At 49.5% G+C, this 12,329-nt stretch carries 9 protein-coding genes; 3 read left to right on the plus strand and 6 right to left on the minus strand.

Annotated elements, in window-relative coordinates; all coding sequences use genetic code 11:
* Nucleotides 1-170: 170 nt before the first annotated feature.
* Complete coding sequence (locus tag ACQ6WK_RS10645; protein WP_432797365.1) at nucleotides 171-1,718, plus strand: S8 family serine peptidase; 1,548 nt, start codon at nucleotides 171-173, stop codon at nucleotides 1,716-1,718.
* A gap of 319 nt (nucleotides 1,719-2,037) precedes the next feature.
* On the plus strand, nucleotides 2,038-3,804 hold the full coding sequence (locus ACQ6WK_RS10650; RefSeq protein ID WP_432797366.1) for a hypothetical protein: 1,767 nt from the start codon (nucleotides 2,038-2,040) through the stop codon (nucleotides 3,802-3,804).
* A 110-nt stretch (nucleotides 3,805-3,914) separates the two neighbouring features.
* Here ACQ6WK_RS10650 and ACQ6WK_RS10655 read toward each other — a convergent pair whose 3' ends face one another.
* The 4 genes from ACQ6WK_RS10655 to ACQ6WK_RS10670 form a co-directional block, all read right to left on the minus strand.
* A complete protein-coding gene (locus ACQ6WK_RS10655; protein ID WP_432797367.1) occupies nucleotides 3,915-5,123 on the minus strand; it encodes a cofactor-independent phosphoglycerate mutase in 1,209 nt (402 codons plus the stop codon).
* A gap of 129 nt (nucleotides 5,124-5,252) precedes the next feature.
* Nucleotides 5,253-6,275, minus strand: coding sequence for an MlaD family protein (locus ACQ6WK_RS10660; protein WP_432797368.1), 1,023 nt, complete (start codon nucleotides 6,273-6,275; stop codon nucleotides 5,253-5,255).
* Nucleotides 6,276-6,331: 56 nt separating this feature from the next.
* Nucleotides 6,332-7,297, minus strand: a complete 966-nt coding sequence (locus ACQ6WK_RS10665; protein ID WP_432797369.1) for an ABC transporter ATP-binding protein — start codon at nucleotides 7,295-7,297, stop codon at nucleotides 6,332-6,334.
* A 49-nt stretch (nucleotides 7,298-7,346) separates the two neighbouring features.
* Entirely contained in the window at nucleotides 7,347-8,459 is a 1,113-nt protein-coding gene (locus tag ACQ6WK_RS10670) for a DegT/DnrJ/EryC1/StrS family aminotransferase (protein WP_432797370.1), read from the minus strand.
* Nucleotides 8,460-8,833: 374 nt separating this feature from the next.
* Between ACQ6WK_RS10670 and ACQ6WK_RS10675 the strand changes: the two genes are divergently transcribed.
* Nucleotides 8,834-9,709 (plus strand): hypothetical protein, encoded by an 876-nt coding sequence (locus ACQ6WK_RS10675; RefSeq protein WP_432797371.1) that lies wholly within the window; start codon nucleotides 8,834-8,836, stop codon nucleotides 9,707-9,709.
* 76 nt (nucleotides 9,710-9,785) lie between these two features.
* On the opposite strand, the gene ACQ6WK_RS10680 is transcribed toward ACQ6WK_RS10675, so the two are convergent.
* Together ACQ6WK_RS10680 and ACQ6WK_RS10685 are read right to left on the minus strand one after the other, a co-directional pair.
* Nucleotides 9,786-10,988: an aldo/keto reductase gene (locus tag ACQ6WK_RS10680; RefSeq protein ID WP_432800392.1), complete on the minus strand. Its 1,203-nt coding sequence runs from the start codon at nucleotides 10,986-10,988 to the stop codon at nucleotides 9,786-9,788.
* Between the two features lie 211 nt (nucleotides 10,989-11,199).
* Nucleotides 11,200-12,252: an alcohol dehydrogenase catalytic domain-containing protein gene (locus tag ACQ6WK_RS10685; RefSeq protein WP_432797372.1), complete on the minus strand. Its 1,053-nt coding sequence runs from the start codon at nucleotides 12,250-12,252 to the stop codon at nucleotides 11,200-11,202.
* Between the last annotated feature and the right edge of the window lie 77 nt (nucleotides 12,253-12,329).

Genomic DNA, 12,329 nt, shown 5'->3' on the forward strand with positions numbered 1-12,329 from the left:
TTAATTGGCATATGGCCGTTGTTTACCTATTTTAACAGCCATTTCATCTAACATGTCTAATTAACAAAGATTGTCTTTGATGACTATTACCTATAACTTAAACTCATGGTGTACATCACAGATATAAAGATCATGGCCGCCGGCCAATCAACATCCAGTGGACTCACATCATGCGCCAACACATTATGCCTGCCGTTGCTGCAAGCGCTTCATTATTGCTCCTTGTATCACCAACCACCGCACTTGATCGCTCAGTCGACCATATCCGCGGGGATCTATCTCGCGGGTTGCTTGGCGATGGAACTGGCGTAACCATCGGTATCATCGACTCTGGTATTGATGACACTCACTCTGCCCTATCCGGCAACAACTCACAAGGCCTTTCAAGGCTGGTCGCAGAAGGTAACTTTGTACCTACCGAAAACAGCAATACCGGTGATGACGTCTTCGGCCACGGGACCGGCGTTGCCTCGGTGATCCTTTCAAATAACGCAACACATAAAGGGCTTGCGCCCGATGCACGCTATGTGAACGCGCGTGTCCTCGACAACGGCAACAATTACAACACTGACAGCTGGGTCCGAAACGGCATCGGTTTTGCGCTTGAGAACGGTGCAGAAGTATTGAACGTGTCGTTGAATTACGGCTCGCCTTTCAACGATGGGCAATCAAACCTAGACAAAATGCTCGATTGGGCGGCGGAGCATCGCGGTGCCCATGTCGCGGTAACCGCAGGTAATATAGGCGGCTCATTTAATGGTTCGTATGACCGGGTACGTGGACCGGGCTCGTTGTTCAATGGGCTGTCCGTCGGCCGAACCGGGTATCATTTCTCGCAGGTTCATGCAGATTCCGCCAATGCGTTTACAACCGATGGCCGCGTAAAGCCAGACCTTGTTGCACCGGGCACATCGATCACCATGGCAAATGATGATCACGAAATTACGGGCGATTTCACCTACACGGCATCAGGAACCAGTTTTGCATCGCCTCACGTTGCAGGCCTTCTCGCACAGCAGCTTGATTATGGCAAGACGAATAACTTGTCGATCAACCCACTGGTCACAAAAGCAACGATGATGAATGCTACGAAAGTGGTAAAGGATAAGAGCGGTAGCTTGCAATCGCCTGCGGGTTCAGCATCTAATGCTGGCGTGCTAACCGTAACCCAACCACTATCCGCCAGCGCCGGTGCGGGACAGATTGATGGCGTCAACTTATTCCACCAATACAGTGCGGGAGAATTTGGACCAGGCACAGTTAACAGTACTGGTTGGGATTTAAATGAAACAGGTATCTCTGAAGGTAGTAGCATCGATTACATCATTGGCACGCAACTTGAAGCAGGCACAGAATTTGTTGCAACACTAACTTGGCTTCGTCATGTCTCACGCACAGACAATGGCAATGGCATCATTGATGCCTTGGATACTTTCACAGCCAATGAAGCACTCGACGACCTGAACCTGCAAATCCTCAAAAATGGTAACTTGATCGCGCAATCCGCAAGTACCAAAGACAACGTCGAACACCTGCGATTCACGATCAACGAAACCGCAAACTATACATTACGTGTGCTGGGTGCGGATATCACGGGCACGGCATCTACGGAAGCATTCGCACTGGCTTGGACTGGCACAGCTATTCCTGAGCCGACAACCGCAGCGATGATGACAATGCTTGGTTTAGCTGGCATACGACGAAATCGGAAACGTTAACTCGTCTCAAGCTAGTAAACCGAATCTATCTTTTACATCTAATTACTTACCATGGGCGACCGGCTACATGTCGGTTTTTTTATCGCCCATTCATACTCAAAGTGACAATCGCACAACCATAAACCAAACTCATATTCGCATACTATCAATTCCTGTTTTTTGGTAAATAGATGCAATAGTGATAGATTGGCACCGTCTTAAGCATGTGAAGAAAGAATGCCAGCAATAGCTGTAGCCAACGATCAAGATTACGTTTCTTGATAATACTTATGGGACACGTATTAGGTTAAGCTAATTTGGTGGAATGAGGATCGAAAGCATGTTGCCACTGTTTGTATCATCGAGTCAGTTTGCGTTTTTGACATTGATCATCGGACTGGCGCTATGGGTATTTGCAGTACGGGCATGGCGAGGAGTACGGATAGATAATCACGAGTTATGCCGAAGGTGTGGGTATGACTTATCGGGAGCGGAGCGGCCATTTCAGAAATGTTCGGAATGCGGGAGCGATGTATCATCGGAACGTGAACGGAAGATTGGGAACCGGCAGCGGCGGCGCGGGCGGGCGATGTTGTGGGGGCTGCTGGGATTAGTGATGTTCGGGCCGACGGGGATCAAGGTGTACGAGACGGATTGGAATGGATACAAGCCGGTGTGGTATTTGACGTTTGAGGTAACGCATCCGAGCTGGTCATTTGATCAGGAAGCGGCATTGAATGAATTGCGCAGGCGGTCGGCTGCTTTTAAGATGGATATCGAAACAGTGGATGGGGTGATATTGGCGATGTTACCGCGGATGGAAGCTGAGGCGAAGGCAAAGAACTGGGCATTTCGTGAAGCATTCTATGATATCTACGATCGTCATCCGGCAACAATGAAACGGGAAACGGCCTATTTTGATTATTTGATGGAAGCATCATTCAATCGCAGGCTTTGGAGCCGGTGGAAGGAAAGTGAGAAGCTTTGCCTCTACCTGATTGACGACGAAATGGACCATGACGTACTACGGCAATTTGCGGTGAGGGCGCTTGATGAACGAGAAAATCCAATCGCTCCGGTCGTAGATGTTGACACATTGGTGTCGGGGATTGTGATTACACACAAGCGGGGCCTATTGGATGAAGCAGATAAGCAACGGTTTGCAAAAGGATTGATGGACTATACGTTTGAGGTGAAGGCGTATGTGGAAGATGGGAAGCGGTGGATGTATTACCGGCTGGGTAAGCGAGGAATGATGGAAGATCCGGCCCATGTGTGGGTGATGCCAAATGAGAAAGATGAAAACAAGCTGCGGTATAAGGAGATGTTCGAGCCGGTGGGAAGATTGGGGTACAAGCTTACAGGTTGCTATATCGATGATCAGTATCATCCGGTACTGGATGGAAATCCGAATTGGTCGGAAGAGGAAAAGGAATACAATCGCATTCTGTTTCAGGGGAGCTCTTCTTGGACAGGCCAACGAACGAAACTGCGGGGAATTCCGCTAGAGGTGGGTAAGAAGCAGCGTCTACGAGTGGTATTTGATGTGAGCTATTCATTTGGGGAGGATGAATCACTTCGGATTGATGTGCAGGAGGAATCGGCGGAGATGTTGGTGGATTTCACGGAAGGGTTACCAGAGATTGAGGTAGTTTATGATGCGGAAATTGCAGAGCGACTGAAGAAAGCTTTGTATTTCCCGCATCGTGATTTGCAGTATAAGCATGGGGAGGAACGAAAGAAGCTAGAGAAAGAGTTGCCGCAGGTCATTGAGGTGATGACGGAGGATTTGCGATCCTACTCGGGGCGGCCTGTAGAACGAAGAGAGCATATCGGCCATGCGTTTGCGTATCGGATGCTAGTTGAAGTGGATGAGAAAGAGTACGACATCAATCGCGATTACGCTTCGGAATCGGGAGGAGATGGAAATCATCATTTCAGCCCAGTAAAGAACTTGCCGGCAAAGCTGGTCGGCAAGCGGGCAACAGTAATATTGCGGCCGAATGTGAAGTATGCACAACGGCAGATGTTTACGGACAAGATTCTGGGGGATGAGATTCGGATTGATGATGTTCTACTAATGAAGTATGAAAAGGATGAAGAGTGATTATGGTGATGTGTATGGGGGGGGAAGGATATTGAAAGTTATATCTAATGAAAAACCGTGATCTGGATTGACCACGGTTTTGTTGTTTGTCTTTGGAATTTAATCGTGAATTAGAGGCCGGCATTGAGAAAGTAGTCCATCAATTCGTGGCCGAATTCAATATGAAGATCAGCAGCTTGAGCATTCGCTTCATTAAAATCATGATCGACGATCGAAGCAATCTTCTCCCCAGCAATCAAAAACGGAACCGGCGTAGGATCGTGCTTACGATTATCAACACGAGTGTAATGATCGGGAAGAATCAGAATGCGATAAGGCTCATCACGTGATTCGAGCGAATGACGGATAGGGCCAACGATATGCTCGTCAATGGCTTCGATCGCGGCAACTTTGGTTTGCGGATCCGCGGCATGTGATGCTTCGTCAGGCGCTTCAATATGAACACAGACAATGTCGTAAGCATCGAGTGCGGCGATAGCATGCGTAGCGGCGGCAGTGTAGTCGTTATCGTGGTAAGAGGTTTGGCCGGGCACGTCGAGACGATCCCAACCGATGAAAGATGAGATACCCGCAAGGAGATCTACGGCAGTAATCATAGCACCAGAAAGACCATATTTTTCTTTAAAATTGGGCATTTGCGGCTTGGTGCCCTGCCCCCACGGCCAAAGGTGAGTCGCGGGAAGTTCACCCATCTCACGGCGCGTGGCGTTGATTTCATGGTTTGCAAAAATTTGCTCAGATTGCATCACAATCTCGTTCATGAGTTTGGCCGCGTTGCCACCAACAGGACGGTATTTGTCCATCGATTCGCCGGGTACATCATGCGGCGGAGTGGTGACGAGTTCGCTGTAATCCGCACCACTGGCATCGACGAGAATGTTACGATAGCTGACACCGGGATAGAGCGTCACATCAGTGCCGGGAAGATCGGCCTGCTTCACAAAGTCCGCAAGAAGTGTTTTAGCTTCATTGTCGGTGATATGGCCGGCAGAATGATCTTGCATCTTACCATCGATAACGGTGACGAAATTAACGCGGAAAATCCAATCATCATCGCCAAGGGGAATACCGAGCGCAGCGGCTTCAAGTGGTGCGCGACCGGTGTGATAAATTGCTGGATCATAACCAAGCAACGACATGGAACAGACATCAGACCCGCAGGGCATCGCATCGGGCGTAGTAGCTACGGTACCGATACGACCAGCCTTGGCAAGCGCATCCATATTGGGGATCTTGGCAAACTCGAAAGCGGTCTTGTTTTCAAGATCGCGAATCGGCAAATCGGCGGCGCCGTCGGGGATGATGATCACGTATTTCATGGGGTGGATTGTAGCAAAGATTACAGAGTATTGACGAACAAGAAAATGGTGAACGGTGTAAAAAACCCGCGGCATAGGAACCGCGGGCTAGGAATGGATTCAGATTATGTTTGTGTGTATGGCGGGCTGCTAGAGATTGAGTTCGATACCCTCGGTATTCCATTTCTCGAAGAGGATTTGTAGTTCACGCATGGCGGACTTGAGTCGCTCGGAAGCGTCAGTGATGTTGTTATAGAAAGCGGGATTGGACATAAGCTGACCAACAGTGCCTTTGCCTTCGCGAGCTTCATCAAGCGTTTTCTGCATGGAGGCGACAGCCTTGGACATATCGTCGGCGAGTGCAATATAACGATTACGCAATTGAACAACGGATTCTTTCACGTCAGTGATGGTCGTATTCGCATTGGCGGTCAGATCCTTAGCATTAGCAACAGTACCTTCAATGTTAGATCGAATGGTTGGATCGTTGACGTAGGAATCAATGCCTGCGAGAACTTGCTTGACCTGAGCAAGACGCGCATCGGCGCGTTGAAGGACAGTCGAGAGATTGCCAAAAGCGGTGCCGTCATCGACAGATTGCAGCGATTCGTGCTGTGCAAGTTTGTTTAGGTTCTCGCCAAGCAATTTCCATTCATCTGAAAGTGCGTTGATGTGATCGGCAACAGTTTCAAACTTTTTAAGTGGCTCTTGAATGGTTTGTTTGAGTTCGCCAGCAATATTGCCAAAGGGTGAGGTTTCTTGTGCGATGATGACGGCAGAACCATCTGTTGGAAGAAAGGTTCCATTTTCTTCCCATTTAACATCCGCACGTGAAACAGAGATTGATGCAGAACCGGAAAGCAATGCACGAGAGATATCAACAGTTACGCCTTCAGGCAAACGGTATTTGTCGTCAATTTTGCATGTGATAATGACGCCAGAAGCTGGAAGCTGTTCAAGCTTAATCTCACGGACCTTACCGATCTGAATACCCTCAAGATAAACATTAGCATCAACAGAGATGCCTGAAGCGTTCGGTGCTTTAACAGTCACATAGTAACCGGGCGAGAGGAACTCTGGGATGTACCCAAAGAGCAGAAGCAGAATGATACAGCCGGCGAGTCCGCCGAGTGCGGTCAGTCCAACTGCGAGATTGCGTGTGCGTTCTTTCATAGTGTTTGCCTCCTGCGTTTTGCAAAAGCATTCAGCAGGTTGATCTCAAAGAATGATTAGTTGGTGTCGTCTTGTTGATCCTGATCTTGATACTGATCTTCATCCGGTTGCTCAGCATCGTCCTGCATATCCATCTCATGCGTGCTGTTCTGATCTGACTTCGGCTTGGCCGCGATCGGCGGTGATGCCGTGCCAGCTGATGCGGGCTTGATAATATTTTGATCAAAACCTGAACGGATGGATTCGAGGTCTTGTGCGTCAGCAATACCTTGGATAAACCGCTGGACGAGTTCGTTGTCTGATCGGCGGAACTGCTCGGGGGTGCCGTCACAGATAATGCGCCCATCATAAAGCAGAAGCATGCGATCGGCGATCTTATTTGCCGAAGCCATGTCGTGCGTAACGACAATGGAGGAGATACCGAGCTCTTTGTTGAGCGCAATAATCAGTTCATTAATAACATCGGCACGAATGGGGTCGAGGCCGGTGGTCGGCTCATCATAAAGGATGAGGGAGGGCTCAAGGACAATGGCGCGGGCAAGTGCAACCCGCTTACGCTGGCCACCAGAAAGCTTCGCGGGCATTTTGGCTTCAAGTCCGCCCAGACCGACTTGCCGCAATACTTTCGCAACACGCTCGACACGTTGCTGCCCGTTCATGTCGGTATGTTCCATGAGCGGGAAAGCAACATTCTCACCCACATTCATAGAATCGAAGAGCGCAGACATTTGAAAAAGAAAACCGATCTTTTTGCGCATCTCAACGAGATCTTCGGGAGAAGCGGTATCGACTCGCTGGCTGTCAAAATAAACTTCACCTTGATCGGGCTGAAGGAGTCCGACGATGTGTTTGAGCATAACGGACTTGCCAGTGCCGGAAGGTCCGAGGATGACGGTGGTTTGGCCGCGTTGGAAATTAAGATTGAGTCGGTGCAGAACACGGAGAGAACCGAAGCGCTTGGACAGCCCCACGAGGCGGACGATGGAATCTTCGTCGCTTGGGTTGTGGGTGTGCTCGGGCATGTAGCCCGGCCCCGAATTTTTCTGCTTGGGGTGATGGGTCAAGCGAAGCTTACTCCGAGGTGAAGAAATCCTTGATGCAGTCTATCACAACATCCTGTTGTTCTCGGGTCATTTCAGGGAAGACCGGAAGGCTGAGTACCTCTGTCGCAGCCTCTTCTGCCATCGGCAAAGAACCGGGAAGACATTTGAGGTACTCGAAACAAGATTCCACGTGCAAAGGTGAGGGATAATACACACGGCACCCGATACCGGACCCTGAAAGATGGTGCATAAGACCATCGCGTGCACCGCCATGAACCCGGATAGTGTATTGGTTAAAGACGTGCTTGCGATAACCGTATTCGTGTGGTGTAGCAACTGCGAGGTCTTCAAGGTGACGGTTGTAGCGTTGCGCGTGAGCAATGCGTTTCTCCGTCCATTCATTCAGGTGATCGAGCTTAATGGAAAGAATCGCGGCCTGGATCGCATCGATACGGAAATTACCACCAAGTGATGCGTATTTATATTGGGCGTTCATACCATGGTTGCGGAGTTGCCGCAGCTTCTCAGCAAGCTCATCATCATTGGTGATGATAGCACCCGCATCGCCCATACATGATAGATTCTTGGAAGGGTAAAACGAAAGACAGCCGCAGTGTCCAAGCGTGCAGGCCATCTTATCGGTATACATCGCACCGATGGATTGTGCAGCATCCTCGACAACTTTGAGATCATGCTTTTCAGCAAGCTGCATGATGGGGTCCATGTTGGTGGGAAGGCCGAACAGGTGCACGGGCATGATCGCTTTGGTGCGATGGGTAATTGCAGGCTCGATCTTCTGATGTTCGAGATTGAACGTCTTCGGATCGATGTCGATAAAAACCGGAACCGCGCCCAAGCGAGCAATCGCGCCAGCGGTAGCAAAGAACGTGAACGGGGTAGTGATCACTTCATCGCCGGCTTTGATGCCGAGAGCCATCAGTGAAACGAGTAGTGCATCAGAGCCCGAAGAGACACCGATGGCATGCTTGGCGTTATGGAACTCGGCGAGCTTCTGCTCAAACTCCTCGACGTAGGGCCCGAGAATGAATTTACCCGAAGCAATAACCTCGGTTACTTTGTCATTGATTTGTGGCTGCAGCGCGTCATGTTGGATGGAGAGATCAAGAATGGGTACGGTCATGGTGAGCGTCTTCGGGGTTGTGGCCTGGCCGGTGGACATACACACTTACCAACGGCGAGGCGTGGTTGTAAATTCCATTTTCCGCAGCAGATGATACTGCAAAGGCCCGATTTCTGCCCGGTCTGGATATCTTTCGAGGTGAGGCGAATCAGGTCAATTTTTTTATCGGCGATCATGGGTAGATACCCGCAAAAAGTCTACAACCAATCAACAGTCTGTGATGAGAGCCTCGAACAGGTAACAGGACCAAAACACGGATGTATTTTCGGGCCATTGCGGCAAGATCATGCTGCTGTTTTGGGTAAAAAAAGGTAAACTATCATCGAGCGGGCTTGGGAGCCTGCAAGTAACTCGGTTCTGGGAGGCATAACCGGATGTACGACTTGAATCAGCCAGATGATGGTCAGGCAGCACAGGGCGGCCGGGCCAAACCGCTTAAAGTCCAAGCACGTGGCGGACGTTGTCCTGCATGCAATCAACCCATCAGCGAAAGCGCAGTGATCTGCGTGAAGTGTGGTTTCAATCTCGCTGAAGGCAAGCGTATGAAGACGGCCACGGGAGAGGCTGGGGGTAGCACAGCTACTGCAGCGAAATCAGCTGCCAGCGCACCAGGACAATCGAAAACGAATCGTGGCCCCGGAGGCTCTCCACTCTCAGGCGCTTATGCTGCTGGCGTGATCAGCACGATAGAGAGCAAAAAAGAAATCACAGGACCAATCACCACGTTTTCAGAATGGGGTAAGCCAGCTATTGTGACCGGAGTGGGCGCCTTCCTACTACTGTGCTGCACATATCTGCTGTCAGGCGACCCATTGTATGCAATTCCTTTTGGCGTCTTGACGGGAAACGAAAGCCGAACGCTGCTCTGGGGATTGATCAGTATCTACGACGCAGTCCGCATCGTTGTGATGATGCCGATTCTTTTGATCAGTATGTTTGCGACCAACGCAATCATGGGCCTAAGCTTTGGCAGCTTAAAGACGCTACCATTGAAGCTGGTGTCAGTGGCACTTGCAGTGCTGGTAACTGCAGAACTCATCAATGCTGGGGTGTACCTAATCGCAGGAAGCTCAGCACTTGCATTCATCTTCGATATTGTGAAACTTGGCCTAACCTATCTGGTTTTCCATGCCTTATGTGAAACATACTTTGATGCCGATTTTCTCGAATCAATCATTGCCTATCTGGTTGCCTATGCGTTGCCAATCCTGATCATGATCGTCATCGCAATGTTGATGACTACAGGATGACGTAAGCGGTTTTTAATAAGATCATGAAACCGGCCATCATTGGCCGGTTTTTTGTTGAACCATGATTCATGAAGAGCTAATCGGATTCAGATTGACGCTTAACTTCTTCACCACCGAGCAGCTCCGTAGCATGCACCGCCAGTTCATAAAGTTTGTCCGCCTGAGGGTGATCAGGCACCGCTGCACGAAGACGATCAGCACTTGTTTTATCAAGGGTTTCTTGCGGTTTACCGCCAGGGAACCAGTGTCCGCCGTTGCCAAGGAGATTGAATCGCATCTTGCCATACTCGGTCATATCCCACCCCAGCGCGAGATGACGAAGCCAGAGCATGATCTCAAGATTGAGGCCATCTGTTTTTTCCATGTCGAGTAAACCAGGAGAAAACTCCTCGGGATGCCGCACGCCGTTAGCTTCATACATTGCATTCTCGAGACGACTAATGATTGGCTCAACAAATGAATCCGCACAATCTAGCAACGGGATCGATTCAACATGGATGTCGAAATCTGAAGGCTTGGATGCACCGCAAGAGAGTGTGTGGACCTCGGGATGAGAAAGACAGAAAAGATCGTTGAAAGCCATCGGATGTAGCGGCCCAGTGAGGTTAACAAGCTTGGTCGGTGGCGCGTAAAGTTTGCCGCCCTTATCATTGGGCGAAATGATGAACACACCCATATCTTGCTCGTTTGCAGCAAGAACTGCCGGCCAGTTGCGTTGGAAAATATAGTACCAATGAAGATTAACATAATCGAACCCACCATCAGCATCATGATTGATCGCACGGAGAATAATGTCGAGCGGAGCATGAGTAGAGAAGCCAACATGCTTCACGCGTCCTTCCTGTACGAGTGATCTTGCCGCAGCTAGACAGCCACCAGGCCGTATCGCCCGTTGAAGCGTTTCTTCGTTATTGATGCCATGAATGCCGAGCAAATCAACATGATCAAGCTGCAAACGTTCAAGCGATTCATCAAAGTACGCAAGAAATTCAGCCGGATCTTCTTCTGGGCCAATTTTAGTTTGGACAATAATCTCGTCACGGGGAAGTGTAGGGAGGATCACGCCAAGTTGCCGCTCGGACGGGCCATAACCACGGGCGGTCTCGATATGATTCATACCAAGTTCAACGGATCGGAGAATGGTATTGTTGAGATTGGTTTGAATAGCATCAGGAATTTCCGCAAGCGGTTTGTCCTTCCAACCGTCCTGATACTGCATACCACCGGTGGAAAAAATCGGCATCATGATCTCTGTGCGTCCAAAACGGCGACGAATCATACCCTTATCATCTTTGATTTGCTGATTAGCGACTGTAGTCATTTTAACCTTTCAGAAGTAGCCGCTGCATGTTATCGCCACCCGATCTCTACGCATGAGGCGGTGGCGTATCTATGATACCAACCATACAGCAGACGATATCATTCCTCGCAAGAAAAAACCCGTTATCAATGATAACGGGCTGGTTTAGTATCGTATTGTCATTAAGGGCTTAAGGAATGAGCACCAACTTACCAATGTGGGTACCCCGTTGCATTTCCGTGTGAGCTTGTTGCACATCTGACAGCGCGTAAGCTTTATCCACGTGCTGTTTGTAGGAACCGTCCGCAAAGCCTTCAAGAATATGCTTACAACCTGGCATCCACACATCTTCACCAGCAAACATGAGTTCGCCCAAAACCCAACCCGTAATGGAAGCGAATTTACGGATCAGTGGTGTGACGTCGACAGTGTCAGGTGCGCCGAGGAGACCATAGACATAAACAACGCCGAATTGTGCGAGACATTTGATTTCAGTGTTGAGGTATGAACCAGAAGCAACTGGATCGAAGAAGATATTGACACCCTTGCCTTCGGTAAGGGTTCGCATTTCCTTGTGCCAAGGGAGCATGGTACGTTTGCCGTCATCATCTTTGTCATGCGTCAGTACAATATGATCATAGTTCACACCGGGAAGAGATTTGATTTTCTCGATTTTATCTTTGGAGGTTGTCAGACCAATGGTTTTGCAACCATGTTTTTTAGCGATTTGCGCCGCAGCAAGTGCGACGGAAGATGAAGCTGCGGGAATGGCGACGATGTTGCCCGGCTTAATGTTGTGCTTCCAAATCAGGCAACCCCACGCAGTCAGGTAAGGAAGCCAAAGGGCACCGAGTTGATCATCTGGGATTTCAGCGGGAACAGGGATAACCTTGCTTGCAGGCACACAGTAATACTGGCGATATGTACCGCCATAACCGCCAGCTGCTGCTCGTGGCGCATCAGGTGTGAGTGTCACGCGATCACCTTTGGTAAAGGATGAGATATTGCTACCGACTGATTCGATGATGCCACCGCCTTCAATGCCGGGCGTAAAGGGCGGCTCGCCAGAAGCAATTTTGTAGAGTCCTTTGCGTGCCAAGAGATCTGCGTGGTTCATGCCGACTGATGTGAGACGGATCAGCACTTCGCCCTGGCTGGGCTTAGGAATATCGGTTTCCTCAGTAAGAAGATTCTCAACTGGGCCGAACTCGTTGACGATGACTTGTTTTTGTTTACTACTCATATAATGTATTGTAGAAAAAACAGAGAACCTTGTCCTGTGACTCAAATACGTGAGGGAAACGATCTATCCATGAGATA

Source organism: Poriferisphaera sp. WC338 (assembly GCF_050931845.1).
GTDB lineage: Bacteria > Planctomycetota > Phycisphaerae > Phycisphaerales > Phycisphaeraceae > Poriferisphaera.